The sequence below is a fragment of the Proteus vulgaris genome, assembly GCF_016239305.1.
Taxonomy (GTDB): domain Bacteria; phylum Pseudomonadota; class Gammaproteobacteria; order Enterobacterales; family Enterobacteriaceae; genus Proteus; species Proteus vulgaris_C.
Map to the genome: position 1 here is coordinate 1 of NZ_JAEHOQ010000031.1, position 26386 is coordinate 26386.

Consider the following 26386-nt stretch of genomic DNA (forward strand, 5'->3'; position numbering starts at 1 on the left):
AATAATAATTATTATTGTGTAAAAAAATATAGATTAGTTTTTATAACAAGGTTATTCTTTATGGGCTTTCGTTGTCAGAAAGAAAATAAATTAATCAAGTCTTGAAAATAATTACTTATCTAATAAATAGGAATATAATTATATTAGTTATTAAAGGTAAATATTTTAATTAAAAAGAATAGGTAAATGTTGTATTAAAAATGAATATCTAAACTTTGCAATAAGTTGACTGAAAATGCTAATTAAGGAGAGATAAGTGGAATCAACATTAGGAGCTGATTTGGCGCGTTTAGTCCGATTATGGCGTGCTTTAATTGATCATCGTCTCAAACCATTAAAATTAACTCAAACTCATTGGGTCACTTTGTATAATATTAACCAATTACCGCCAGAGCAGTCACAAATTCAATTGGCTAAAGCTATAGGTATAGAGCAACCTTCTTTAGTAAGAACATTAGATCAACTGGAAGAAAAAAAACTGATATGTAGACATACATGTGCAAATGATCGCAGAGCAAAACGTATAAAATTAACAAAAGAGTCTGAACCTTTTATTAATGAAGTCTATGCTGTTATAGAGCAAACAAGACGAGAAATATTGGGTGATATTCGACGAGATGAAATTGAAACATTAATTGGTATTATTCAAAAATTGGAAAAAAACATAAATAGATTAAATAGCTAATAATTTCAAAATCCATATATAATCTATTTAAATAAAGATTAATTACTATTGTGATAATAATTATTACGTGAGGATAATAAATAGGTAGGTTATATATTTAATCTCTCTTTAAATTCATTATTATTAGATCATAAAAAAACAGGCAACATTAAGTTGCCTGTTTTATATTCATTAATTATCGAGGAGATACAGTTAAATTATTTCCATTACCAATAACTGCAACACGTTGACCTTGGCTATAAACAGTATTATCTGCTTTTTGAACGATAGCCACAGTTTTACCGCTATCTAGACGAACTTCAATTTGAATACCTTTGGTGGTATTTAATGCACCTTGTGCTTGTTGTCCTGCCATACCACCTGCGATTGCACCAGCTGCTGTTGCAAGGTTACGACCTGTGCCACCACCAATTGTATTACCTAACATTCCGCCAAGAACAGCACCACCAATGGCACCTAAGACATTTTCATCACTGCCTGCCTGAATATTAACTGCACGAACAGAAACAATCGTACCATAAGTAATATTTTGCGCTTGTTTGGCTTGGCTTGCCGTGTAAGTGTCGCCCGACAATGAACTTGTGTTCACACAACCAGTAAGAACGGTCATTGTAAAAAGACCAATAAGTAAATGCTTAAACATAATTACTCCTAAAGAAAACCTGAGGTACATTGTTCAGGTTATACCAATGTTGTCTAGTATCAGTTATAGACTATTTTTTGCTTATGTCGACACTGATTTTAATAATATATAGCTTACTATATAGTAAAGGCCGATAGTAAAAACAGAAGAGATTTCTGAAAAAAGAAAATATAACATTATATGTTAAAAATTTGCATCATCTTGATTATAAGGAAAAGAACATGAGAGCAGGGCGATACATTGGCGTGATGTCTGGCACAAGTTTAGATGGTGTTGATGTTGTATTAGCTGCAATCAATAATAAGTTCGTTGCACAACAAGAAACTCATTTTTTACCTTACCCACAACTTCTACGTCAACGCATTTTAGCTGTTTGCCAAGGACAACCCACTACTCTACATGAGCTCGGCTTATTAGATGCACAATTAGGGGAGCTTTATGCTCAAGCAATTATAGAATTACTGGCAAAAGTAAAGCTTAGTGCAAGCGATATTACGGCGATAGGGTGTCATGGGCAAACGGTTTGGCATGAACCTGAAAGTGATATGCCATTTACTATACAAATCGGTGACAATAATCGTGTGGCTGCATTAACTGGGATCACTACTGTTGGTGATTTCCGTCGTCGTGATATTGCATACGGTGGACAAGGAGCGCCTTTAGTTCCTGCTTTTCACCTTGCAGTATTAGGGCATTCTATCGAGAGACGTATTATTTTAAATATTGGGGGAATTGCCAATATTTCATTACTATTACCTGGTGTCGCAGTAAAAGGCTATGACACCGGCCCTGGCAATATGTTGTTAGATAGCTGGAACTGGATACATAATCAAACGCCTTATGATGATAATGGGCAATGGGCAGCAACAGGAAAAGTGAATGCTACATTATTAAAAGATATGCTGTCTGATCCTTATTTTTCTCGTTCAGCACCTAAAAGTACAGGGCGGGAATATTTCAATACGCAATGGCTAAACTATCATTTAGCAAGAGTACCTAATGTTTTCCCTGAAGATGTACAAGCCACTTTAGTTGAATTAACCGTAATCAGTATTGTGCAACAAATACAATTAAACGGGGGATGTGAACGTCTTTTAGTTTGTGGCGGAGGAGCGAGGAATGGGCAAATTATGCATCGTTTGGCTTCATTGTTACCAGGTACAGAAGTGGCACCTACAGATAAATATGGTTTAAGTGGTGATGATATGGAAGCTCTTGCATTTGCTTGGCTTGCAGCTAGAACTATTGCCAATGAATCCGGAAATTTACCTTCTGTCACAGGGGCATCAAGAGAAACCGTTTTAGGGGCGATTTACCCTACAAATCCTCGTTAAGCGTGATATGCTGAATGCAGTTTCTCAAAAGAGAGAGTGAAAAATGACAGATCTTGATTTTATTGATGTTGCTGATTTACGCCGTGAATATATGAAAGGTGGATTACGACGTCATGAATTAACGGAACAGCCATTGGTGTTGTTTGAGAAATGGCTAAAACAAGCTTGTGAAGCGCGTTTAAGTGATCCTACAGCAATGTGTGTTGCAACTGTTGATGAAAATGGACAACCTTACCAGCGTATCGTGTTATTAAAACACTTTGATGAACATGGCTTAGTCTTTTACACCAACTTGGGCAGTCGTAAAGCAAGTCATTTAGAACATAACCAAAGAGTTAGTTTGTTATTTCCTTGGTATCCCTTAGAAAGACAAGTCTGTTTTTTAGGGAAGGCGGAAAAACTTTCTCCTATTGAAGTCCTGAAATACTTCCATAGTCGCCCTAAAGATAGTCAAATTGCGGCTTGGGCTTCTCAACAGTCTTCTCGTATTTCCGCAAGAGGCGTGTTAGAAAGTAAATTTCTGGAATTAAAACAGAAATTTCAAAATGGAGAAGTGCCATTACCAAGTTTCTGGGGTGGATATCGTGTGACATTTGAGTCTGTTGAATTTTGGCAAGGACGAGAAAATCGTCTACACGATCGCTTTATCTACCAAAAATCACCACAAGGATGGGATATTGAGCGATTAGCACCTTAATAGTACGCTAATAAATTTGTCTCAAAAGTCTTTTTCTACTGGTACTTAACGTAGTGGCGCTTTATGCTATACCACTTGTGTTTCACTTATATTTTAAATAGACAAAAAACAATAAACCGATGGAGTCATTGATGTCTAGCAAGAACCTAATCACACAATTGCAGGAGCGTGGGCTAATCGCTCAGGTCACGGATGAGGCAGCTTTAGTTGAGCGTTTGGAGCAAGGTCCTATCGCTCTCTATTGTGGCTTCGATCCTACCGCTGATAGCCTGCACTTGGGGCATTTGGTTCCTTTGCTGTGTTTAAAACGATTCCAACTAGCCGGGCATAAGCCTGTGGCGTTGGTGGGTGGTGCAACGGGTCTGATTGGTGATCCTAGTTTTAAAGCCACCGAGCGCAAACTGAATACCCAAGATACTGTTCACGAATGGGTAGAAAAAATTCGTAAACAAGTGTCACCTTTCTTAGATTTCGACAGTGGTGAAAACAGTGCGGAATTAGCAAACAACTATGACTGGTTTGGTCAAATGGATGTGCTAACATTCCTGCGTGATATCGGTAAACACTTCTCTGTGAACCAAATGATCAACAAAGAAGCGGTTAAACAGCGTTTAAACCGTGACGATGTGGGTATCTCTTTTACTGAATTCGCCTATAACCTATTACAAGCTTATGACTTCGCGTCATTAAATACGCATTTAGGTGTTGAATTACAAATCGGTGGCTCTGATCAGTGGGGTAATATCACTTCAGGTATCGATTTAACCCGTCGTTTCAATCAGAAACAAGTATTTGGTATGACCGTACCATTAATAACTAAATCTGACGGAACTAAATTCGGTAAAACAGAAGGCGGTGCGGTTTGGTTAGATCCTAAGAAAACAAGCCCATACAAATTCTACCAGTTCTGGATCAATACAGCAGATGCTGACGTTTATCGCTTCTTAAAATTCTTCACCTTTATGAGTATTGAAGAAATTAATGCTCTTGAAGAAGAAGATAAAAATAGCGGCCAAGCGCCTCGTGCTCAACGTGTATTAGCAGAACTAGTTACTGGTTTAGTTCATGGTGAAGAAGGGTTAATCGCCGCTAAACGTATTACAGAAAGCTTATTTTCAGGTGCAATTGCAGACTTAACACAAGCTGATCTTGAACAATTAGCACAAGACGGTATGCCTACAATTGAGTTAGAAAAAGGCAGTGATTTGCAACAAGCGCTGGTTAACGCAGAATTAGTTCCTTCTCGTGGCCAGGCTCGTACGATGATTGGCTCTAACGCAGTTTCAATTAACGGCGAAAAACAAGACAATCCTGAATACGTCTTTGAAGAAAAAGATTTCTTATTTGGTCATTATTCTATTTTACGTCGCGGTAAAAAACACTACTGCCTTGTTATCTGGAAATAATTGACAGTAAAGGGCAGCCAGTGAGTTGCCCTTTTTCTTAATAACAATAAATAACGTATATACCTCGCCTATGATGATAAAGCTTGGGTGTTGTGTGTATTCACAATAATCGGTTTATGTCATGAAAAATATACTCTCTATTCAATCTCATGTTGTTTTCGGTCACGCAGGTAACAGTGCTTCTGAGTTTCCAATGCGTCGTATGGGTGTGAACGTCTGGCCTTTAAATACAGTACAATTTTCAAACCACACACAATATCCAGAAAAATGGACTGGTTGCGTCATGTCAGCAGAACATATTACTGAAATTGTTGATGGTATTGCCGCAATCGGTAAACTCTCACAATGTGATGCTGTACTAAGTGGTTATTTGGGATCGGCGGAACAAGGTTTGCGTATTGTTGATATCGTTAAAAAAGTAAAACAAGCCAATCCTAACGCATGGTATTTTTGTGATCCTGTAATGGGACATCCTGAAAAAGGCTGTATTGTTCCTCCTGCTGTTTCAGGTGTTCTGTGTGAAGAAGCTTTACCAATTAGTGATATTATCGCACCTAATCTTTTAGAACTTGAAACATTAAGTGGTGGTAAAGCACTTCACAATGTTGATGAATGTGTAAACGCTGCTCGTGAATTGTGTAAACAAGGTCCTAAGGTTGTATTAGTAAAACACCTATCACGTGCTGGATATCGCCATGATCGCTTTGAAATGTTGTTAGTAACTGCGGAACATAGTTGGCATGTTAGTCGCCCATTAGTTGATTTTGGTGAGCGTCAACCAGTGGGAGTCGGTGATTTAACTAGTGGTTTAATGCTGGTGGATTTACTCAAAGGTGTTGAATTACAAACCGCATTAGAACACGTTGCCGCGGCAGTTTATGAAGTGATGCTTAAAACGAAAGAAATGAATGAGTATGAATTGCAACTTGTTGCTGCACAAGATCAAATGGTGCATCCAACACATAGATTCTGCGCAACACAGATAGATTAATTGCAATAAAATGCATTTAATTAAAACAAAAACGGAGGCTTAATAGTTTCCGTTTTTTGCAAGAGAGCCGTTGTAAGATATCAATGTATTATATGAATAACGATAATATTATAAGTCGTCTATCTCATCTTCACTCATTAGATTATTGATAAATACATAGAATGAAGGGGCTAAATAGAGTTGAGCATTTTTATAGTTTTCTTCGAGAGTTAGTTCATCGTTAAAAGAATCTACCGCATAAAATAGCACGCTATTATCATCTTGATTAATACAGAAAAAATTCCCACCCCAATCAATAGCAAAAGGGATGATATTTTTAGGAATAACTTTTTTTTCAATCATATAATAATAACAATTATCGATTAATAAAGTACTACTATCTAAAGTTAACTTATCGTATTTTATAGATTTAAATTGTGCAACCTCAAGAGGTTCAATATCATCATTGATATAACACCAGCTCTTTAAAGGGCGACCACCATTAAATTGTAGGTAATGTTCAATAAAATCATTAGTAAATTTATATTTTAAATTATTCTCCAGTTGTTCTATTTCAAACAAAGAAATGTTTTTTTCGCAGCGCTCGAAATTATTATTCATTTTCTTTCCTGTATTTTTATATTAATTATCTATTTTTATAATATATTTATACTCCATTTATCTATTAACTCGCTATAGATTAATTATTTTAGATAGTAATATCTATTATATTTAGGAATGTTTGAAAAAAGAATAGCTCAAGTAATTTTATGTTACTTGAGCTATTTAAATCCTCAAAAAGAAAAGCAATTACTCTTTAATTAATCCTTCAGTAACCAATGCGCTATGTACATTAGGGCGTTGTGCAATACGTTTTAAATAATCTTGCAGATGTGCTAGATCAGTTAAATCTAAACCAACATGCGGTGCCCATTGGCTTAATGTAAATAAATAAGCATCTATAACAGTAAAATACTCACCACATGCAAATTTCTGTTTGCTTAAGACATCATTGATATAAGCAAATTTACTTTTTAATTTAGTTTTAACCACTGGCACGTAGCTTTCAGGTGTATCTGGTGAAAATAGTGGGCTATAACCTTTATGAACTTCACTCGCAAGAAAATTTAACCATTCTATTTGGTGATAACGTTCTAATGTTTTTGGTGGTGCAACTAAATTTCTATCTGGCTTTAAGTCTGCAAGGTATTGAACAATAGCAACGCCTTCAGTCAGAATATCACCATTATCTAATTGAAGAACAGGAACCTGTCCTTTAGGGTTGATGGTAAGAAAATCTTTACCTGACTCTGTTTTTTTAGCACGTAAATCGATGCGCTCAATAGAAAAATCTAGGCCCGTTTCACGTAAAACGATATGAGGGGAAAGTGAGCAACTACCCGGTGTGTAGTACAATTTCATATTGAATAGCTCCCTATCAATGAGATGGTGAAATGACTTATGGATATCAAAAAAATATCTTCATTAACATAAGATAATAAGGTGTTCTAAGAAATTAGCAAACTCAAATGATGCGAATGAAAAAGGCTTTTGTAAATCTGTGAACAAGACAGATAATCGATGAAATTATAAGAAAATAAGTATCCTTTATATTAATTATATAAACTTATTTAATTATTATTCTTCAAATGAAGGTAGAAAAGAAATATCAAGATAATAAATCTTGGGGTTTCTCTTATCGACATAAACTGTAACCAGTTCTTTATTAATATAAGGAGTGGGATCAAAAAAGATATAACCACTTTTATAACGAATTAAACGATTATTCAATGTGTCATGATAATCTGCAATGATTTGATAAGGAGAACGGCGATTAATCCGAATATTATTATTAATAATAACCTCAGATATTTTTACATTAATAGGCATACCATCACGTTTCAATCGTTGATCTCTACTGGCTCTTCTTCTTATAAAATACAATGGGATAAGTCCCGTTAAAGCAAATACCAAACCAAAAACACCTAATATAGTGCCAGCACCATATAAACCTAGAAAGTTGTTAATCGTTGCTCTTTGAGGATCATTTTGAAGATAAATAACGCTAATATTTTCACCAAGATGAAAACGAGGTGGGTTGCTACCTTCTAGTGAACGAAAAGTGATTTCTCTATTATCATTAGTAGTAAATTGAATAATAGGATGATAAACACTTCTCTCATTCGAGGAGTTACTCATACTTAGGTCAATAATAACACCTGTTGTTTCTATTCCATTTCTTACTAAATGTAATTCTGATTTAATAACAAATAAAGCGACAATAAAAATAACCACGCCGATAATAGCAAAAATATAAAACAGGAATTTAAATTTTTTCATACATTAAATCCTTTTATTAATATGTAATTATTCTATCTGTAATGAGTGAAAAGATTATAGGAATTAACTAAAAAACAAAAGTTAAATTTATCTAAAAATTAACTACTCTAAATATGAAGTTCAAAAAGAGTGAAACCAAGATGAAATGTTGGTTATTCATCAACAAAAGAGCAAAATAATTATACATAGAAAAGGCTTAAAAAGATCTAACAGGAAGGAGGAAATGAATATACACAGGAACGTTATTATCATAAAGAAGCCAGCCTTAATGATTTAGGCTGGCTTTTATTATTATTCAGGCAATAGAATTATTTTAGTTCTAATTCATTCATTGCTGCGATGCTAAAACCACCATCAACGTGGATGATTTCACCAGTAATACCACCTGATAAATCAGAGCATAAGAATGCTGCAGTATTACCTACATCTTCGGTTGTTACAGTGCGACGCAGTGGAGTTACTGATTCGCAATGGCTTAACATTTTACGGAAGTCTTTGATACCAGACGCTGCTAATGTACGGATTGGGCCAGCAGAGATACCGTTAACACGAATACCTTCAGGACCCATGGCGTTTGCCATATAACGTACGTTAGCCTCTAAAGACGCTTTAGCCAGACCCATGACGTTATAGTTAGGGATTGCACGTTCAGCACCTAAATAAGTCAGAGTTAACAACGCAGAATTTGGATTTAGCATTTCACGGCTTGCTTTTGCCATCGCAACAAAGCTGTATGCGCTAATATCGTGAGCAATTTTAAAACCTTCACGAGTAACAGCGTTAACATAGTCACCATCTAATTGGTCAGCAGGTGCAAAACCGATAGAGTGAACAAAACCATCGTATTTTGGCCAAACTTTTGCAAGTTCTGCATACATGGTATCGATGCTTTCGTCTTTTGACACATCACACTCTAATACGATATTTGAGTCTAATGATGCAGCAAATTCTTCAACGCGTGGTTTCAGTTTTTCATTTTGGTAAGTAAATGCAAGTTCTGCACCTTGGTCACGCATAGCTTTGGCAATACCATAAGCAATTGATAATTTACTAGCAACACCAGTAATAAGAATGCGTTTGCCGGTCATAAAGCCCATAGCTGTATCCTTGTTTTTTTCGTAAATCGCGATAATAACGTCATTCACAGTTTTATTTATCTGTTGGGTTATCACGCTTATTGTTAATAAACGTGGCTGATTCTACCACGACATTTGTAAATTTGTTTAATTTCCCTAGCACCTCCGAGGAGTTAAGGAAAAAGGGCGAAATAATGTGCAATTAACATTAGGCCTATATTGTTTACACTTAAGTTAAATCCTGGCGCCAAGCTTCGGCTGTTAAGGCTTCACCAAAATGGCTTGCAACTAATCTTCGTGTGACTTCATGCAAAGGTGAAGCAAGAACTTCGGCTGTATTACCGCGTTCAACAACTTCGCCATTATCCATCACAATAATCTTATCGCTAATATGTTTAGTCATACCTAAATTTTGTGTTACATAAATATAAGCAATATCATGAGTCTCTTGCAGTTCTAACATCAAGTTTATAATTTGTGATCGTAAAGACATATCTAATGATGCGATAGCTTCATCTGCAATAATCACTTGAGGCTGTAAAATTAATGCTCTTGCAAGTGCGATACGTTGACGCTGACCTGATGCAAACATATGGGGATAATAATTGGCATGTTCAGGCAAAAGACCCACTTGGCGTAATGTCTGATAAATGCGCTTTTCACGTTCAATAGCACTCAAGTCAGTGTTAAGACGTAAAGGAATATCTAATGTTTGACCGATACGTTGACGAGGATTTAATGAGTTAGTGGGATCTTGGAATATCATTCTAATGCGTTGACTACGATAAGAGTAATCACCGAAATGCAGTTGATGCCCATTAATAAAAATATCCCCGCCTGTAGGTTCAGTTACACCTGATAACATTCTTGCTAATGTCGATTTTCCTGAACCATTGGCACCAATAATGGCTAAGGTTTGTTTTGGCTCAAGCGTAAAACTAATTGGTTTTACAGCTTCTAATTGTTGACGTCGGAATAACCCAGTGCGATAGCGAAAGGTTTTTGAAAGATTTTTTACCTCAAGCAGTTTATCGAACATCAGTTGGCTCCACATTTAACGGGAAATGACAAGCCACGGCATGGTTTTTAAATAAACGTAACCGAGGTGCTTCAATACATTGGCGTTGTGCATATGGGCAACGTGGGCCTAAACGACAACCTACTGGCAAATGTTCAAGCGAAGGGATTGCACCAGGTAATGTATTTAAACGGCTCTTATGTGCCAATGAGTTGGTAAAATCAGGAATGGAGCGTATCAGTGCTTGAGTATAAGGGTGATAAGGTGTCACTAATAGCTCATCAGGAGAGGCAGTTTCAACCGTTTGACCACAATACATAACCGTAATTTTATTCGCCAATTTACTCATCCATTGCAAATCATGGCTAATCAAAAGAATTGTCATATTATTATTTTGATTGAGTCGAGTAAGTAAGCGAAAGATTTGTGTTTGTGTTGCGGGTTCCATTGCGTTAGTCGGTTCATCCGCAATCAATAATCGAGGTTGATTTGCAATAGCGATGGCAATCATCACTTTTTGGCATTCACCTTCTGTTAATTCATAAGGGTAACTGCGCATAATATCTTTGTGATCTTTAATACCTACACGGTGCAATAATTCAATTGCACGGCGTTTCCGCCAATGAAAGCGTTGCCACCAATGGCCTTTAAATGTCCAACCGGGAATAGCTTGTATCAGTTGCTGTTCAATTTTTGTCGCAGGATCAAGACAAGACTGCGGCTCTTGGAAAATCATTGAAATATTATGACCAATGACACGACGTCGTGCTCTTGGCGATAATTTAAGTAAATCGATATCATCAAAACGGAAACGATCAGCGGTTACGCTGATATTATCTTTAGTGACTCCGCAGATGGCTTTTGCAATTAAGCTTTTACCTGATCCTGATTCCCCGACAAGACCTCTGACTTCACCTTCATTTAAGGTAATAGAAACACGATCGACGGCTTTAACTGGGCCATCAGGTGTCATAAATTCAATGGTTAAATTGCGTATATCTAATAAAGGCATTATTCAACTCCCTCATTTATTGCACGCTGTAAACCATCTCCTAATAGGTTCACCAACAAAACGCTGATCATAATTGTGGCGCCCGGAATTAAGACGGTCCATGGGGCGACATAAATTAACTCAAGTGAGTCGCCCAGCATGGCACCCCATTCAGGAGAGGGAAGCTGAGCACCTAAATTGAGGAAACCTAATGCGGTAATATCAAGAATAGCAATTGAAAAAGCACGCGTTAATTCAGAGACCAATACAGGGGTAATATTGGGTAATACGGTATACCATAAAATGGAAATATTCGATGCGCCATCAAGTCGAGAAGCAATGACATACTCTTTGTTTAATTCATCATTGACTGCAGAATAAATCATTCTAACTAAGCGAGGTAATAATGCTAGCCAAATCGCTATCATGGCATGACCAAGGCTTGTTCCCACAAAAGCTACAACAATAATGGCCAAAAGTAGTGATGGAATTGATAATAAAGTATCTAATATATGGTTAAGAATAGCGGATTTTAAACCATGAGTCATACCAGCAAAGCAACCAATAATTAAACCCATTAATGTCGCAGCAAAGGTGACAATAAATGCACCTCCAAAGGTCATACTTGTTCCAATTAAAATTCGACTAAAAACATCACGCCCTAAATCATCTGTACCAAAAAAATAAGAAACGTTCCCGTTTTGATACCAAGATGGTGGCGTTAACTGATGACCGAAAAACTGTTGATCAAGAGCATAAGGCGCAATATAAGGGCCAATAATACTCAATACTAAGAGAAAAAGAACACCATAAAACCCTACCATTGAGATAACGTCTTTAGAAAAACATTGCCAAATTACCGCTGCGGGTGTCGGTGTTTTTTTCTCTTTATAAAATTGGCTATCTAAAGGCATATCCCACCTTGTGTTTCATTGGGTTACTCATAGCGCCTACAATATCTGATAAGACGTTGACAACAATGACCATAGAGCCTACTAACATCACACCTGCGGAAATCGCAGAGTAATCTTGTTGGCGGATTGCTGTGACTAACCAGCGACCGAGTCCCGGCCAGTTAAATACGATTTCTGTCACCATGGTAAGTGTAAGCATGGTGGAGAACTGTAAGCCTAATTTAGGGATGATAGGGGGTAAAGCATTATGAAGAATATGGCGGCGAATAATTGTAAAACGTGAGAGACCTCGAGTTGCGGCTGCCTTCACGTAGTTCTCTGACATAATTTCTTCCGTACTATTGCGCATTAATCGTATAACTTCCGTTGTGGGTGCAATAGCAAGTGTTGTTACAGGTAAAATCAGATGTTGTAATACATTAATAATCATTTGCTGGCGATAAGGCGAATCGGACAGCCAAGCATCAACTAATGCAATACCTGTAATAGGCTGTAAGTTATAAAGTAAATCAATACGACCAGAAACAGGAAGCCAACCCAGTTTTAGTGAGAAGAAAAGCGTTAATAACAAGGCAAGTCCAAAAACAGGCACAGAAAAACCTAAGAGCGCGAAGTTACTGATAAGAATATCAGCTGATTTATTACGCCAAACACCAGCAATAATCCCCGCGGGAATACCCACAATTAAGGCAAAAAGAAAAGCTAAGGTGCAAAGCTCCATTGTTGCTGGTAATGCTTCAATTAATTGCGCTTTAATGGGTTCTCCATTAATAGAGGATATGCCAAAATCAAAATGAGTCATATTGTGAGCATAGAAAAAATAGGCATCTATTAATGATGCGCCACTTAGTGGACCATTTGGCGTGTAATAACTCAGACTAAAGCTCACTAGTGACAAAAAGAACAGTGTCACAAGTAATAAAAGCAATCGACGTATTGAATAAATAATCATGGATTATTTTATAGCCTCTTTCTTGTGATTTTGTTCATCCTCTTCTGCTTCTCGATAAACACCAGCAAAAGACGCATTACCGAAGGTACTTAATAGTAATCCTTTAATATCATAGCGATATGCTTGCATACGTAAAGAATTAGCTAAAGGCAATACAGGTAGTTCTTGGGCAAGAATATCTTGCGCTTGATGATAATAATCCATTCTTGAAGCAAGTTGCTGACTATAAAGCGCTTTTTTTAAAATATCATCAAAGCTCGGTAGGCACCAATGACTAAGGTTAGTTTGTGAACCAATAGCAGCACAACTAAAAAGAGGGCGGAAAAAACTATCAGGATCGTTACTGTCTGTTGACCAGCCAGATAGCGTCATATCATGAGTCCTATCCATCATGCTGGTTTCTTGGTATCGCCCTTCAATTGGGCGAATATTCATTTGAATCCCCACTTGAGCTAAGTCTGCCTGAATGAGCTCAGCCATTTTCAATGGGCTTGGGTTGTAAGATTGTGATGCGCTGGGTACCCAAAGGTTCAATTTAAGCCCATCAAATCCTAGCTCTTTTAGTATTTGTTTCGATTTCTCAGGATTGTACTCTGTTATTTTTGCACGATGATCATAGGCCCAAGAAGCTCGAGGAAGTACCGATGCTGCTGTTTCAGCAGTACCGTAATAAATCGATTCCATTAAACGTTCATTATTTATGGCGTAAGCAATAGCTTGGCGTACTTTAAGATCATTTAGTGGTGGCTTACTGGTATTAAAGGCTAAATAAGCGATATTCATACCTGAGCGCAATGTTAATCTTAACCGAGGATCATCACGTAAAACTTTTAATTGGCTGGCTGCTGGATAGGCTAAAACATCACATTCACCCGTTAATAGTTTAGATATACGGCCTGTACCTCCGGCTCCCATATCAATAACAACCTGTTGCATTTTAGGCTGACCTTTCCAATAGTTTTCATTTCTAAATAAGCGAACAAATTGGCCTGGTTGGTATTCATCAAGAAAGAAGGGGCCCGTACCTACTGGTTTCCAATCAAGTTGTGTCTGGTTACCCGATTTTTCTAAGCTTTGTGCATATTCAGCGGAAAGAATAGGAGCGTAATGTGTTGCTAAATGCCATAAAAAAGAGGCGTCAGGTTCCTTTAAGCTAAATTCGACTGTGTATTGGCCTAGTTTTTTAATTGATTGGATATTGTCAGCAAAACTTAAACTATCAAAATAGGGATATTTCCCACCATTGACTTGATTATAAGGATTTTGTGAGTTGATCATCCGTTCAAAACTAAAAATCACATCATCTGCTGTGAGTTTTCGTTTAGGTGTAAACCACGACGTTTGCTGGAACGAGATATTTTTACGTAAATAAAAGCGGTATGTTGCACCATTATCTAGCGATTCCCATCGTGCTGCTATTTCAGGAATAAGGCGATAAGTGTAAGGGTCAACATCTAAAAGACGATCATAAAGTTGCGCCGCAAGGGGATCGATAATTAATCCACTGCTTGATAATTGTGGATTAAAGGTATTTACACTGCCATCAACACAATAAACAAAGCCATTTTGATTAATTGGAGTTGGCTCTTGTTTTATCGATAGCGCTTGTGTTTTTGGTTCTACATCTGCGATACAAGTTGTACTTGTTAAGCTAACTAGCAGAGTACCAATAAGTAAAATAGGGCGCATAATAATGTCTTTTAGAGAAACGATTTTGCTATTGTAACTTAAAAAACTTTCTATCCCCAAATAGTCAAAAAAACAAAGTGAGAAAAATTCTCAACAAAAAGCTTTACAAATGCTAATGATAAGGATTATCATCCGTATTGTCCTTCAGCGGTAAGAGGTTTTCCGCAGAAGGCACGACATTGCTCACATTGCTTCCAGTATTATTTTACTAGCCAGCTCGGGTGCTGGCTTTTTTTTTGCTTATTTTTTAAAAACACTTATTTTCAAATAAAAATCATTTAAAATCTTTGTGTTATGTTGTTATTTGGTGCTTTTTAATTAGTCCTCTAAATTGATCGTAGCTTAACTTCAATTTTTCAGCAGCCTCTTTTTGATTATATAAACTCTCTTTTAATGCATTGCTAACCAATGTTTTTTCCATTTCATTTTGCCATTGCCGTAAATCGAGAGGTAAATCAGGTGGTGAAAAAGACGAAATATTTTTTCCTAATGGTGATTGTTTTGATATTGGTGTTTGCAAGCCAGCAAAAGGATTAATAATAATATTGTCTAATTCTCTTTCACTGGTTCCATGACGATAAACCGAACGTTCCACAACATTTTTTAGCTCACGGATATTACCAGGCCATGAATAGCCTAAAAGAATTTGGCATGCGTTATCACTAAAACCAGGGAAAAAAGGTAATCCCAATTCTTGGCACATCGAAATCGCGAAGTTTTCAGCAAGTAACATAATGTCGGCTCGGCGTTCTCTCAATGGGGGTAGCCTGATGACATCAAAAGCTAACCTATCCAATAAATCAGCACGGAATTTACCTTCTTCTGCCATTGCAGGTAAATCTGCATTTGTAGCGCAGATAAGCCTGACGTCAACATGTAGAGATTGACTGCCACCAACACGCTCTAAATAGCCATATTCAATAACCCGCAATAATTTCTCTTGTACAAGCATTGGGGCTGTTGCCAGCTCATCAAGAAAAAGAGAGCCACCATCAGCACGTTCAAAACGCCCTTGATGACGACTTTTAGCGCCAGTGAAAGCGCCAGCTTCATGACCAAAAAGTTCAGAATCTAGCAAGTTATCATTAAGCGCGGAGCAGTTGATGGAAATAAAAGGGCCTTGCCACCAAGGTGCAAGGTAGTGTAATCGATGAGCGATTAACTCTTTACCTGTACCTCGTTCACCAATAATTAATACCGGTTTTTTTAATTGAGCAAGCGCTGAAGTTTGTTCTAAAACATCAATAAATTGATTATCAACACCGATTATTGTCTCTAGATTCTCATTCATTGGTTAAATTCACCATAGTGAGGTATTTTTTACCAGTCTATCAGGTGTTCGATAAATAGGCGAACAATATAAGTCGTCTATTATTAATAGGTTAGGTAAATTTTAAAAGTTGGCACGTTAATTGTATTAACTAAAGTAAGCCAGGCGTTATGATAGATGACGCCATTTAATGAAATATTTAACATTACTAATTAGCATAGCTATTAAGGATGACATCATGGGTATATTTTCACGTTTTGCTGACATTATTAATGCCAATATCGCTTCTTTATTAGATAAAGCGGAAGATCCTGAAAAAATGATCCGCCTAATGATCCAAGAAATGGAAGATATGTTAGTTGAGATCCGTACAACGTCTGCACGTACTTTAGCTGAAAAGAAAGGGTTAGAACGTCGTATCGAACAAGCGGAAAAACAGATTAAAGATTGGCAAGATAAAGCCGAGTTAGCTCTGATTAAAGACAAAGAAGATTTAGCGCGTGCGGCATTAATTGAGAAACAACGTGTTGCTTCAGTTAATGATACGCTAAAACATGAGTTGATTATCATTGATGAAACCTTGACTCGTTTGAAAGGTGAAATCAGTGAATTAGAAAATAAATTGACAGAAACTCGCGCTAAACAACAGTCTTTAGTTGTTCGCCATCAAGCAGCAAATTCATCTCGTCAAGTTCGCCGCCAATTAGATAGCGGTAAAATGGATGCGGCAATGGCGCGTTTTGAACAATTTGAGCGTCGCATTGATCATATGGAAGGTGAAGCGCAAAGTTACGGGTTAGGTAAAGAGAAATCATTAGACCAACAGTTTGCTGAATTAAAAGCTGATGATGAAATTAGCGCGCAATTAGCGGCATTAAAAGCTAAAATCAATATCAATAAAGAGTAATAGCAAGCGTAATAACCATCTTATAAAGGATATGTAATGGGCTATATATTTCTGGGAATACCACTGACCATTTTTATTTTATTTGTTCTTCCTATCTGGTTGTGGTTGCATTACAGCAATCAGAAGGGTGGTGGGAATGTTCAGTTAACCCAACAAGAAATGCAGCGACTGAGCGCGCTGGTGGATAAGGCTCAGCAAATGCAGGAGCGCATTAAGACGCTAGAACAAATACTTGATGCAGAACATCCTAACTGGAGGCAATCATAATGACGGTACAAAGCAAGCAATTGTATCGCTTGCCACAAGAGGGCGTGATCCGTGGCGTATGCGCAGGCCTTGCTCATTATTTTAATATTCCTGTTTTACTTGTCAGGGTTATTGCGGTGATTGCACTCTTTGCTGGTTTTTTTGGCTTAACAATTGTTGCTTATCTTGTTTTGAGTTTCTTTATGGAGCCTGCGCCAGCTAATTACCAACAAAGTGACGAGCAACAGGAGAGTTTAAAAGAAATTTTAAGTGGTGTTGATAATCAATTAATGCAAGGTGAAAAACGTTTACAACAAATGGAACGATATATTACCTCTTCCAGTTATCAGTTAAATAAACGCTTTCGCGATCTGTAATATTTTCACCATGTAATCCGATATGACGCTCCGATTTAGGAGCGTCTTTCGTTAAACCGGTTTATTTTCCACTGAATGTATTGTGGATGAGTAAAATCCCTGATTGAGGAGAGTGCTGTGAATTTCAATCAAGCTTATATCTCGTTAAAAACAAATAAACTCACCCACTTTGCCAAAAAAGGGTTAACATTTGGCTTAATGTTATTGACTTTATTTGGGCCAGCCGCAATAACTGGCAGTATAATAAAACGCGTAAGTAGTAAGCCGTTACGCTGGTTGGTTCTATTGATAGCAGAGCCTGTTATTAAAGCAGGTTTAAATAAGCTATCGCGTCAAATGTCTTGGGAGAAACATGAAACGCCTACAAAATGAACTTACAGCTTTTATTAATCGTGGTGTTGATAGGCATCTTCGCTTAGCGGTAACTGGATTAAGCCGAAGTGGTAAAACAGCATTTATTACTTCTTTAGTTAATCAACTTATTAATGTGCATACAGGTGCGCGTTTACCGTTATTTTCAGCAGCACGAGATAAACAATTATTGGGTGTAAAACGTATTCCTCAGCATAATTTAAATATTCCTCGATTTACTTATGATGAAGGAATGGAATCGCTTTATCACACACCTCCAAGTTGGCCTGTTCCGACTAAAGGAGTGAGTGAAATTCGTTTACAACTACGTTATCGCTCAAATGAGTCATTAACACGTTTTATTAAAGAAACATCTTCGCTTTATTTAGAGATTGTGGACTACCCTGGCGAATGGTTATTAGATTTACCGATGCTTGAACAAGACTATTTTGAATGGTCAGAGCAAATGAATAAGATAAATCGCCAAAGAACGTTGCCAGAACAAAATTGGCAAACACAACTTAAAAAATGCGATCCCTTTGCACCAGCTGATGAAACGTTATTAGCAGATATTGCCTCTGCTTACACTGAATATTTATTAGCATGTAAAAAAGAAGGGCTTCATTTTATTCAACCAGGTCGTTTTGTTTTACCTGGTGAATTAGCTGGTGCGCCTGTTTTGCAGTTTTTCCCTTGGCCCGATTTACAACAGCATGATATTGCGAAATTAAAGAACGCTGATAAACGTACTAATATTGGCATGCTAAAGCAACGTTATGAATATTATGGTCAGCATGTGGTAAAAGGCTTTTATCGAGATCATTTTCAAGGTTTTGATAGACAAATTGTTTTAGTGGATTGCTTGCAACCGCTCAATCAAGGTGCAGATGTTTTTAATGATATGCGGCAGGCTTTAACACAATTAATGCGTAGTTTTCATTATGGTAAAAGAACACTACTTAGGCGTTTATTTTCGCCTTGCATTGATAAGTTATTATTTGCAGCGACCAAAGCCGATCATATTACAGTTGACCAGCACGAAAATTTAGTTTCATTGCTTCAACAACTTATTCAAGATGCTAAACAAAATGCTATTTTTGAAGGGATCAGTATTGATTGCATGGGGCTTGCCTCTATTGCTGCAACTGAAAGTGGCATTGTGGATCACCATGGTGAAAAAATTCCAGCATTAAAAGGTTTTCGTTTAAGTGATAACAAACCTTTGGTGTACTTCCCAGGTGAAGTTCCTAAGCGATTGCCTGAAAAAGTATTTTGGGAAAAACAAGGGTTTAGTTTCGAATCTTTTAGACCACAACAAATATCAAGAGATAGTGCAGTTCCTCATATTCGCATGGATAGTGCAATGGAATTCTTGTTAGGGGATAAATTAAAATGAATGAGCCATTAAAATCACGAATTGATTTTAAAGAGCCCATACTTCAAGATGAAGTAAGCTTAAAAAAAGGTATCGATTTTCAGGGGAATGAAGCATTTCTACCTATTGATCCTCAATTAGATGAAGAAAATGAAGGGCAGTTAGAAGGGGATATCCAATCTATTTTAAAACCTAAAAAAAGTATATGGAAACGCTTAATTACGGTTGCAAGTACAATTTTAGGGATTAGTGTTATCGCTCAAACCGGGCAATGGATTTATGAGTCTTGGATAAACTCTGATTGGATTGCATTAGGTGCGGCAAGCGCGGGTGGTTTAATTGTTATTGCTGGAATTGGCTCTGTAATAACAGAATGGCGTCGTATCTATCGTTTACGTCAAAGAGCAGATGAAAGAGATAAAGCCAAAGAATTACTTTATAGTCATGCGATGGGAAATGGTCGGCCTTTTTGTGAAAAATTGGCTAAACAAGCGGGTATTCATTCACAACATCCAGCACTAATTCGTTGGCAAAGTGCATTACATGATACGCATAATGATAAGGAAGTATTAGAACTTTATAGTCAATTAGTTCAATCTATTTTAGATAAACAAGCGAGAGCTGAAATTAGTCGTTCTGCTGCAGAGTCAACATTAATGATAGCAGTAAGCCCGCTAGCGATGGTTGATATGGCCTTTATTGGTTGGCGTAACATTCGTTTAATTAATCGTATCGCTGAAGTTTATGGTATAGAGTTGGGGTACTATAGTCGCTTAAAATTATTTCGCCTTGTATTAGTCAATATTGCATTTGCGGGTGCTACTGAATTAGTAAGAGAAGTTGGAATGGATTGGCTTTCTCAAGATTTGGCCGCACGACTATCAACACGCGCAGCTCAAGGAATTGGTGCGGGTTTATTAACGGCACGTTTAGGGATCAAGGCAATGGAATTATGCCGGCCACTGCCTTGGATTGATGATAATAAACCAAAGTTGGGTGATTTTAGAAAAGAGCTTATAGGAAAATTGAAAAATACAATTAGTAACAAGAAAAAAGAATAAAATAAAATTTCTAATGTTGAGTTATTTTAAATAAAAGCCGTAGAGTCACATCTACGGTTTTTTTGTATAAAAAATTCCCTTTTTGATAAGAAATAGCATTGAATTTAGTGTGATAAATGACGCTAAATATCATAGAAAAATACGTATCACAGCAATATTATCTCAATATATTCTCAAAATTTACTTTATAGATAATTTTCTATTAAAAAATAGAAATGTTTTTTTTATTTATAAAAAATAGGAGAAGAGTTAATAAATAATATTTTTAAATAGGTCAAAAAATGAAAGAAATACAAATGTCAGTGATAAAAAAACTCTCGAAGAAAAGATGCCAACTTTATCTGAATTCTACTCGTAATGTTTCAAACATTGATAAGCAATTGAGTATTTTGATCCCTATTCTTAGTGAAGCAATCGATGAAATTAAAAAAACAATATCAAAAACAACCTAAACCATTTCAAATAAAAGAAGCATCAGAGTTTTTTGAATATCTGACAGAGGTAGAAAAAAAGGCTATCAGTGCATTAGAGTATCTTCTTTTTTGTTTTGATAATGGCTGTAAAACCATTAAGAGAGTGATATAGCGAGAATTAGCCCCCCTAATAAAAGATATCGAGTATCTTATTGATTTTGAGCTAAAAAAAACAATAAAAAACTCTTCATTTTCATTATTTGATTTTTTTAAAGCATAAATAATTCAGTTTTAAAATCAAAATACAAGCTTACCTGTGTAAAAATAAATGCTAGTGGTGTCAACTTTTGCTGACAAGGCTCTTTATTTGGTTGATATTTATGTATAATATCTAGAATAAGTTCAGGGTCACTCAGTATTAAGAAGGTTTATAATGCGTTTAGAGATCACTTGTGAAGATCGCATCGGGTTAACCCGTGAATTATTAGATCTACTAGTATTAAAAAATATTGATTTACGTGGAATTGAAATATTTCCAATAGGTCTTATCTACCTGAATTTCTCACAGATTGATTTTGATATTTTTCAACCGCTAATGGCGGAAATACGACGAATAAATGGTGTTATTGATGTTCGTACGGTTGCATTTATGCCATCAGAACAAGAGCATCGAGCCATGTGGACACTGTTAGAATCTGTGCCAGTTCCTGTTTTTTCTATTAATATTAAAGGCCAAATAAAATTACAAAATCCGGCAACCCGCCAACTGTTTGGATTGGATGCTAACGATAATAGTGAGAAATCATTCAATCAATTGATCCCTAATTTTAATATTCATCGGTGGTTAGAACAAAAAGATCCTTCTGCTGAAATTATTCCAATCAATTTAAAAAAACAAAGTTTTGATATGGAAATAGTACCAATAAAACTTGCAGATGATAACCAATCTAATCATTGTGTTGGTGCGCTTATTTTATTGAAATATCGAGATATTGTTCATGAGCATTCAAAATTAATTGTCAGTGATAATCATGAGTTTGAGAAAATTATTGCTGTTAGCTCTCAAATGAAACAACTTGTTGAACGCGCAAAAAAAATGGCAAAAATGGATGCGCCACTGTTATTGGTGGGTGATACAGGTACAGGAAAAGATTTATTCGCTAAAGCCTGTCATTTCCTTAGTTCCCGTGCTAGAAATCCGTTTTTAGGGCTCAATTGTGCTTCAATGCCTGATGATGTGGTAGAAAGTGAATTATTTGGTTATGCGGCAGGGGCTTACCCTAATGCCGTTGAAGGAAAAAAAGGCTTCTTCGAGCAAGCCAACAGAGGAACCGTTTTACTTGATGAAATTGGTGAAATGTCGCCTCAAATGCAAATTAAACTTCTACGTTTTTTAAATGACGGTACATTTCGTCGTGTAGGAGAGGAGCACGAGGTTAATGTCGATGTTCGTATTATTTGTGCGACACAAAAAAATTTGTGGGAACTGGTGCAAAAAGGACTATTTAGAGAGGATCTCTATTATCGTCTGAATGTATTAACGTTAACTCTACCTCCGTTACGAGAAAGAAAATCCGATATTATGCCGTTAGCAATGCATTTTATTAATCAATATTGCATTGAGCAGCAAGCAACTAAACCAGTAATATCGCCGGAGTTATCGGTTTATTTAACACAGTATGGTTGGCCTGGTAATGTCCGCCAATTAAGAAATACTGTTTATCAAGCAATGGCGCAACTAGTAGGAAACACTCTGCGAATTCAGGATATTACTTTACCTGAACATACAGATGAAACACTTTTTGATGAGGATTTATTAGAAGGCTCATTAGATGAAATGACAAAACGCTTTGAAGCTTCAATTTTAACACGCTTATATCGTGATTATCCAAGCACCCGGAAACTTGCAAAACGTTTAGGCATTTCTCATACCGCGATTGCCAATAAACTGAGAGAATATAATTTAACAAATAAAAAGAACGAAAAGCCTGAAGGTTAACTTGGCTATAGAATTTCCTGCATAAAAAATAGACGAGCATTATGCTCGTCTATTTTTTTATAATGAATATTATTTTAGTGCATTTAATGCATCATCATAATTTGGTTCAGTTGTAATTTCATCGACTAACTGGGTGTAGAGAACAGTGTTGTTTTCATCTAACACAATCACTGCACGGCTAGTTAATCCCGCTAATGGGCCAGATGTAATTGCAACACCATAGTTTTCTTTGAATTCAGCACCGCGCATTGTTGATAATGTTACAACATTATCTAAACCTTCAGCACCGCAAAAGCGCGCTTGAGCAAAAGGTAAGTCAGCTGAAATACATAAAACAACTGTGTTATTTAGTTCATTTGCAACTTTATTAAATTGACGAACACTCGCAGCACAAACCCCCGTATCTACACTTGGGAAAATGTTTAGAACTTTACGTTTACCTGCAAAGTTTGTTAAAGAAACATCATTAAGATCTTTACCAACGAGAGAGAAATCAGCAGCTTTTTGACCTACTGTTGGGAATTTACCAGCCAGAGTCACTGCGTTTCCTTGTAAAGTAACTTGATGTGCCATTGTTGTTCTCCTTTATTAGTTGTCAGACTAATTGTTATTAATACTAAATTATTAACGAAAAATCTTGTTAATGCTTAACCATTATTAAAATTTGCCACTGTTTGCATAGTGACCATGAAAAACATAAAAATTTATAAAATATTTGTAATCAGTGATTGTGCCTTTTTATCAGGCTCTTATAATTATGCAGTTCACTCTCATACAGATTACAGGACGAAACAGACATGCGCAAAATATTCGTCATCTCATGTGCACTTGTCGTTCAAGGATTACTCCTATCGCAGGTAAATGCGGCGGTAGTGCCAGTTGGAACGATACTCGATAAAAAACAAGAAGTGGTTAGGCATTTAAAAGATGAGCCAGCATCACTTGATCCTATTAATGCCGTTGGTTTAACTGAAGCTCAGGTGCAACGTGATTTATTTGAAGGGTTGACGATAGAAGATGAACATGGACGCGCTATTCCTGGTGTCGCCCAGAGTTGGCGTACAGAAGATAATCGTGTGTGGATCTTTACTTTGCGAGATAATGCGAAATGGTCTAATGGAGAAAAAGTTACTGCGGCTGATTTTGTTTACAGTTGGCAACGATTAGTTGACCCTAAAAATCTTTCACCTTTTGCATGGTATGCTTCGCTCGCCTCTATTGAGAATGCTCAAAAAATTATTGATGGAAAATTAAAACCTAGCTCATTGGGTGTAGAAGCAATAGATGAAAAAACGTTAAAAGTGACATTAGAGCGACCTGTTTCATATTTTCCAAGCTTGACAACAAATTTTTCGTTATACCCAGTCCCTCGCCATAGTATTGAAAAATATGGTACTAACTGGATCAAGGTTGGCAATTTAGTTGGAAATGGCGCTTTTGTTTTAGCAGACAGAGTAGTTAATGAAAAAATTGTATTAACACCTAATCCTTATTATTGGGATCATAAAAATACAGTATTAACAAAAGTCACGTTTGTGCCGATAAGCCATGAGTCACATGCAACTAAACGTTATTTAGCGGGTGATATCGATATAACCGAGTCATTTCCTAAAAATTTATATCACAAACTAATGAAAGATATTCCTAATGAGGTTTATATACCGGATCAATTAGGAACATATTATTATGCTTTTAATACTCAATCAGGGCCGACAAAAGATATTCGTGTACGTAAAGCGTTGGCAATGGCAATAGACAGAAAAATTATCACAGATAAAGTATTGGGCACGGGTGAAAAATCAGCAAATCGTTTTACACCGGATGTTACGGCTAATTTTACGCCAGAATCGACTATTTATGATGAATATAATCAAGATGAATTAGATAGCCAAGCCAAGATACTGTTAGCAGCGGCAGGATATGGACCTCATAATCCATTAAAATTATCATTGCTATACAATAATTCGGAAAATCATCAGAAAATTGCCATTGCAATCGCTTCTATGTGGAAGAAAAAGCTAGGGGTTAAAGTCGAGCTGCGTAATCAAGAATGGAAAACGTATATAGACAGCCGAAACTCAGGTGATTTTGATGTTATAAGAGCATCATGGGTTGGTGATTATAATGAACCTTCTACTTTCTTAAGTTTATTAGGCTCTAAACATGCGGGCAATATACCTAAATATCAAAATAAACAATATGATGAAATTTTGACATTGTCAGGTATGACGATTGATGCAAATGAAAGAAATAGCCTATATAACCAAGCAGAGCAAATTATCGCTGAGGATGCACCGATAGCGCCTATTTATCAATATACTAATGGGCGTTTGATAAAACCTTGGTTAAAGGGGTACCCCATTGAGAATCCTGAAGATGTTGCCTATAGCCATACGTTTTATATATTAAAGCATTAAAATAGTAATGGAATAAATTACTTGAAAATAGCCATCTGTGAGCTTTAGCTATGTAAAAGGCTAAGAGAGAATAGATAATACCTCAAAGTTAACGCCTTGCTTTGAGGTGTTTTTTTATTTTTAAATAAGGAAATTAAATAGTTATTATTTTCGGTATGGATCATAAATAAATAAGGAAATGTATAAAATAAGAGGGCATATAAATAAAAAAAGAACCCCTTTAAAAAGGGGCGTAGCAAAATAAAGCAGATTAATTTATTGTCTGGATATAAATTATATTTTTAATGCTCTCTTTGCACGCTTTTTATTGTATCGAACTGTTACAGTGATTAATAAAATATGTATAAAAAAAATCCCTCTGTTATAAAAAACAGAAGGAGACTCAAAAGGAATAAACATTGCAGAAGAGATGTTAATACATTTTTGCTACATTGTTTTGACTAATTGTGCAATGTACTAGATGTTAAATATTATATTTCATAATTTTTATAGACATAACCCCCTAATGGCAATAAAAATTAATGAGTTTATTGTTGTATTTAAGCCTTTTGTAGATAAATTCACCTCTTGGCTTTTTTCATATTGTTAAATAAAACTATAGTTTAACCAGGTGGTTTAAAAACGATAACCTAAAGATAGTTGTATGCTATTTAATTCAATATGACGTTTGTTTGCTGTGGTATCGGAATAAAGATAGCCAAGGTTAAATGCTATCTCTTTTATGGGGTTATAATCGATGCCTATCTGGCCAATAACACTTGTTGTCTCCACTCGATGTGTGTCTGTTGTATTTATTTCAGGGTGAAATTTATCTTCTTGGTATTTTAATTTATTGGGTCCCATTTGGGCATAAACGGAAAACTTAGGTGTTATTCTATAAGTAGGACCGATTAATAGAGCTGTAGTTTTGGTTTTATATTGTATTGTCGATGGTGTGATAAAACGAGGATCTTTAAAGGGAACTTTATGATTTGAATTTAAATAGAGTAGAGAAACTAATAAACCCCAAGCATTTTCTGTTTCATAACGATAATTGATTATAGGCCCTTTTGCGGTATCTCCTTTTAGTTTACCATAAAGATAGCCACTATAGACAGTGTGTGATTCATTGTAAGCACATAATGTAGAAGAGTAAGGTAAAATTAAACTAATTAAAATAAGTGTTAATTTATTCATTATAGAGGTTCTATGTTGATGTGAAGAACTTTATTTTTAGTAAATTTAAGCATGATTTCAATATTAATTTATTGAAATT

At 36.2% G+C, this 26386-nt stretch carries 27 protein-coding genes; 14 read left to right on the forward strand and 13 right to left on the reverse strand.

Annotation, left to right across the window (positions count from 1 at the left end; all coding sequences use genetic code 11):
- Positions 1-256 precede the first annotated feature (256 nt).
- Positions 257-685 (forward strand): transcriptional regulator SlyA, encoded by a 429-nt coding sequence (gene slyA, locus JEP40_RS17170; RefSeq protein WP_198624544.1) that lies wholly within the window; start codon positions 257-259, stop codon positions 683-685.
- Positions 686-860: 175 nt separating this feature from the next.
- Here slyA and JEP40_RS17175 read toward each other — a convergent pair whose 3' ends face one another.
- Entirely contained in the window at positions 861-1328 is a 468-nt protein-coding gene (locus tag JEP40_RS17175; RefSeq protein ID WP_198624545.1) for a glycine zipper 2TM domain-containing protein, read from the reverse strand.
- A 221-nt stretch (positions 1329-1549) separates the two neighbouring features.
- Here JEP40_RS17175 and anmK point away from each other — a divergent pair, with 221 nt between their 5' ends.
- The 4 genes from anmK (at position 1550) to pdxY (ending at position 5756) form a co-directional block, all read left to right on the forward strand.
- A complete protein-coding gene (gene anmK / locus JEP40_RS17180) occupies positions 1550-2662 on the forward strand; it encodes an anhydro-N-acetylmuramic acid kinase (RefSeq protein WP_198624546.1) in 1113 nt (370 codons plus the stop codon).
- A 43-nt stretch (positions 2663-2705) separates the two neighbouring features.
- Positions 2706-3359, forward strand: coding sequence for a pyridoxamine 5'-phosphate oxidase (pdxH, locus tag JEP40_RS17185; RefSeq protein WP_072067949.1), 654 nt, complete (start codon positions 2706-2708; stop codon positions 3357-3359).
- Positions 3360-3490: 131 nt separating this feature from the next.
- Positions 3491-4765, forward strand: coding sequence for a tyrosine--tRNA ligase (gene tyrS / locus JEP40_RS17190; protein WP_198624547.1), 1275 nt, complete (start codon positions 3491-3493; stop codon positions 4763-4765).
- 121 nt (positions 4766-4886) lie between these two features.
- The gene (gene pdxY, locus JEP40_RS17195; RefSeq protein WP_088495743.1) at positions 4887-5756 is read left to right on the forward strand and encodes a pyridoxal kinase PdxY; all 870 of its coding nucleotides are present in this window, start codon (positions 4887-4889) and stop codon (positions 5754-5756) included.
- 108 nt (positions 5757-5864) lie between these two features.
- On the opposite strand, the gene JEP40_RS17200 is transcribed toward pdxY, so the two are convergent.
- The 10 genes from JEP40_RS17200 to pspF form a co-directional block, all read right to left on the reverse strand.
- Positions 5865-6356, reverse strand: coding sequence for an SMI1/KNR4 family protein (locus JEP40_RS17200; RefSeq protein ID WP_198624548.1), 492 nt, complete (start codon positions 6354-6356; stop codon positions 5865-5867).
- 189 nt (positions 6357-6545) lie between these two features.
- Positions 6546-7157, reverse strand: coding sequence for a glutathione transferase GstA (gstA, locus tag JEP40_RS17205; protein ID WP_198624549.1), 612 nt, complete (start codon positions 7155-7157; stop codon positions 6546-6548).
- 216 nt (positions 7158-7373) lie between these two features.
- Positions 7374-8075: a DUF3592 domain-containing protein gene (locus JEP40_RS17210; protein WP_198624550.1), complete on the reverse strand. Its 702-nt coding sequence runs from the start codon at positions 8073-8075 to the stop codon at positions 7374-7376.
- A gap of 308 nt (positions 8076-8383) precedes the next feature.
- Positions 8384-9172 (reverse strand): enoyl-ACP reductase FabI, encoded by a 789-nt coding sequence (gene fabI, locus JEP40_RS17215; RefSeq protein WP_072067955.1) that lies wholly within the window; start codon positions 9170-9172, stop codon positions 8384-8386.
- Between the two features lie 208 nt (positions 9173-9380).
- Positions 9381-10190: a putrescine export ABC transporter ATP-binding protein SapF gene (sapF, locus tag JEP40_RS17220; RefSeq protein ID WP_198624551.1), complete on the reverse strand. Its 810-nt coding sequence runs from the start codon at positions 10188-10190 to the stop codon at positions 9381-9383.
- Positions 10180-11181, reverse strand: coding sequence for a putrescine export ABC transporter ATP-binding protein SapD (sapD, locus tag JEP40_RS17225; RefSeq protein WP_165124161.1), 1002 nt, complete (start codon positions 11179-11181; stop codon positions 10180-10182). Before sapD ends, sapF begins: the two co-directional genes overlap by 11 nt.
- On the reverse strand, positions 11181-12074 hold the full coding sequence (gene sapC, locus JEP40_RS17230; RefSeq protein WP_023582324.1) for a putrescine export ABC transporter permease SapC: 894 nt from the start codon (positions 12072-12074) through the stop codon (positions 11181-11183). Before sapC ends, sapD begins: the two co-directional genes overlap by 1 nt.
- Positions 12061-13026 carry a putrescine export ABC transporter permease SapB gene (gene sapB, locus JEP40_RS17235; RefSeq protein ID WP_198624552.1) on the reverse strand — a complete coding sequence of 322 codons (966 nt, stop codon included), beginning with the start codon at positions 13024-13026 and terminating at the stop codon, positions 12061-12063. The genes sapC and sapB overlap by 14 nt, the downstream gene beginning before the upstream one ends.
- Positions 13027-13029: 3 nt before the next feature.
- The gene (gene sapA / locus JEP40_RS17240; protein WP_198624553.1) at positions 13030-14715 is read right to left on the reverse strand and encodes an ABC transporter substrate-binding protein SapA; all 1686 of its coding nucleotides are present in this window, start codon (positions 14713-14715) and stop codon (positions 13030-13032) included.
- A gap of 292 nt (positions 14716-15007) precedes the next feature.
- Positions 15008-16006 (reverse strand): phage shock protein operon transcriptional activator, encoded by a 999-nt coding sequence (pspF, locus tag JEP40_RS17245; protein WP_198624554.1) that lies wholly within the window; start codon positions 16004-16006, stop codon positions 15008-15010.
- Between the two features lie 217 nt (positions 16007-16223).
- On the opposite strand from pspF, the gene pspA reads away from it, so the two are divergent.
- From pspA to tyrR, 8 genes are all read left to right on the forward strand, one after another.
- Positions 16224-16892 (forward strand): phage shock protein PspA, encoded by a 669-nt coding sequence (gene pspA, locus JEP40_RS17250; protein ID WP_072067962.1) that lies wholly within the window; start codon positions 16224-16226, stop codon positions 16890-16892.
- A 36-nt stretch (positions 16893-16928) separates the two neighbouring features.
- A complete protein-coding gene (gene pspB / locus JEP40_RS17255; protein WP_036937208.1) occupies positions 16929-17159 on the forward strand; it encodes an envelope stress response membrane protein PspB in 231 nt (76 codons plus the stop codon).
- Positions 17159-17515 carry an envelope stress response membrane protein PspC gene (gene pspC, locus JEP40_RS17260; RefSeq protein WP_198624555.1) on the forward strand — a complete coding sequence of 119 codons (357 nt, stop codon included), beginning with the start codon at positions 17159-17161 and terminating at the stop codon, positions 17513-17515. Before pspB ends, pspC begins: the two co-directional genes overlap by 1 nt.
- Positions 17516-17632: 117 nt before the next feature.
- Entirely contained in the window at positions 17633-17887 is a 255-nt protein-coding gene (locus JEP40_RS17265) for a phage shock protein PspD (RefSeq protein ID WP_332873129.1), read from the forward strand.
- Positions 17868-19262, forward strand: coding sequence for a YcjX family protein (locus JEP40_RS17270; RefSeq protein WP_198624556.1), 1395 nt, complete (start codon positions 17868-17870; stop codon positions 19260-19262). The genes JEP40_RS17265 and JEP40_RS17270 overlap by 20 nt, the downstream gene beginning before the upstream one ends.
- A complete protein-coding gene (locus JEP40_RS17275) occupies positions 19259-20302 on the forward strand; it encodes a YcjF family protein (RefSeq protein ID WP_198624557.1) in 1044 nt (347 codons plus the stop codon). Before JEP40_RS17270 ends, JEP40_RS17275 begins: the two co-directional genes overlap by 4 nt.
- Positions 20303-20719: 417 nt before the next feature.
- Positions 20720-20887, forward strand: coding sequence for a hypothetical protein (locus JEP40_RS17280; protein WP_198624558.1), 168 nt, complete (start codon positions 20720-20722; stop codon positions 20885-20887).
- 261 nt (positions 20888-21148) lie between these two features.
- Entirely contained in the window at positions 21149-22714 is a 1566-nt protein-coding gene (tyrR, locus tag JEP40_RS17285; RefSeq protein ID WP_198624559.1) for a transcriptional regulator TyrR, read from the forward strand.
- A gap of 69 nt (positions 22715-22783) precedes the next feature.
- Here the strand turns inward: tyrR and tpx are convergent, their stop codons facing one another.
- Entirely contained in the window at positions 22784-23287 is a 504-nt protein-coding gene (tpx, locus tag JEP40_RS17290) for a thiol peroxidase (RefSeq protein ID WP_198624560.1), read from the reverse strand.
- 224 nt (positions 23288-23511) lie between these two features.
- On the opposite strand from tpx, the gene JEP40_RS17295 reads away from it, so the two are divergent.
- Positions 23512-25131 (forward strand): peptide ABC transporter substrate-binding protein, encoded by a 1620-nt coding sequence (locus JEP40_RS17295; protein WP_198624561.1) that lies wholly within the window; start codon positions 23512-23514, stop codon positions 25129-25131.
- Between the two features lie 615 nt (positions 25132-25746).
- Here JEP40_RS17295 and JEP40_RS17300 read toward each other — a convergent pair.
- The gene (locus JEP40_RS17300) at positions 25747-26307 is read right to left on the reverse strand and encodes an Ail/Lom family outer membrane beta-barrel protein (RefSeq protein ID WP_198624562.1); all 561 of its coding nucleotides are present in this window, start codon (positions 26305-26307) and stop codon (positions 25747-25749) included.
- Between the last annotated feature and the right edge of the window lie 79 nt (positions 26308-26386).

Coding starts and splice junctions, on each gene's coding strand:
- JEP40_RS17175 (WP_198624545.1), bottom strand. CDS start 1,328: ATGTTTAAGCATTTACTTATTGGTCTTTTTACAATGACCGTTCTTACT.
- anmK (WP_198624546.1), top strand. CDS start 1,550: ATGAGAGCAGGGCGATACATTGGCGTGATGTCTGGCACAAGTTTAGAT.
- pdxH (WP_072067949.1), top strand. CDS start 2,706: ATGACAGATCTTGATTTTATTGATGTTGCTGATTTACGCCGTGAATAT.
- tyrS (WP_198624547.1), top strand. CDS start 3,491: ATGTCTAGCAAGAACCTAATCACACAATTGCAGGAGCGTGGGCTAATC.
- pdxY (WP_088495743.1), top strand. CDS start 4,887: ATGAAAAATATACTCTCTATTCAATCTCATGTTGTTTTCGGTCACGCA.
- JEP40_RS17200 (WP_198624548.1), bottom strand. CDS start 6,356: ATGAATAATAATTTCGAGCGCTGCGAAAAAAACATTTCTTTGTTTGAA.
- gstA (WP_198624549.1), bottom strand. CDS start 7,157: ATGAAATTGTACTACACACCGGGTAGTTGCTCACTTTCCCCTCATATC.
- JEP40_RS17210 (WP_198624550.1), bottom strand. CDS start 8,075: ATGAAAAAATTTAAATTCCTGTTTTATATTTTTGCTATTATCGGCGTG.
- fabI (WP_072067955.1), bottom strand. CDS start 9,172: ATGGGCTTTATGACCGGCAAACGCATTCTTATTACTGGTGTTGCTAGT.
- sapF (WP_198624551.1), bottom strand. CDS start 10,190: ATGTTCGATAAACTGCTTGAGGTAAAAAATCTTTCAAAAACCTTTCGC.
- sapD (WP_165124161.1), bottom strand. CDS start 11,181: ATGCCTTTATTAGATATACGCAATTTAACCATTGAATTTATGACACCT.
- sapC (WP_023582324.1), bottom strand. CDS start 12,074: ATGCCTTTAGATAGCCAATTTTATAAAGAGAAAAAAACACCGACACCC.
- sapB (WP_198624552.1), bottom strand. CDS start 13,026: ATGATTATTTATTCAATACGTCGATTGCTTTTATTACTTGTGACACTG.
- sapA (WP_198624553.1), bottom strand. CDS start 14,715: ATGCGCCCTATTTTACTTATTGGTACTCTGCTAGTTAGCTTAACAAGT.
- pspF (WP_198624554.1), bottom strand. CDS start 16,006: ATGAATGAGAATCTAGAGACAATAATCGGTGTTGATAATCAATTTATT.
- pspA (WP_072067962.1), top strand. CDS start 16,224: ATGGGTATATTTTCACGTTTTGCTGACATTATTAATGCCAATATCGCT.
- pspB (WP_036937208.1), top strand. CDS start 16,929: ATGGGCTATATATTTCTGGGAATACCACTGACCATTTTTATTTTATTT.
- pspC (WP_198624555.1), top strand. CDS start 17,159: ATGACGGTACAAAGCAAGCAATTGTATCGCTTGCCACAAGAGGGCGTG.
- JEP40_RS17270 (WP_198624556.1), top strand. CDS start 17,868: ATGAAACGCCTACAAAATGAACTTACAGCTTTTATTAATCGTGGTGTT.
- JEP40_RS17275 (WP_198624557.1), top strand. CDS start 19,259: ATGAATGAGCCATTAAAATCACGAATTGATTTTAAAGAGCCCATACTT.
- JEP40_RS17280 (WP_198624558.1), top strand. CDS start 20,720: ATGAAATTAAAAAAACAATATCAAAAACAACCTAAACCATTTCAAATA.
- tyrR (WP_198624559.1), top strand. CDS start 21,149: ATGCGTTTAGAGATCACTTGTGAAGATCGCATCGGGTTAACCCGTGAA.
- tpx (WP_198624560.1), bottom strand. CDS start 23,287: ATGGCACATCAAGTTACTTTACAAGGAAACGCAGTGACTCTGGCTGGT.
- JEP40_RS17295 (WP_198624561.1), top strand. CDS start 23,512: ATGCGCAAAATATTCGTCATCTCATGTGCACTTGTCGTTCAAGGATTA.
- JEP40_RS17300 (WP_198624562.1), bottom strand. CDS start 26,307: ATGAATAAATTAACACTTATTTTAATTAGTTTAATTTTACCTTACTCT.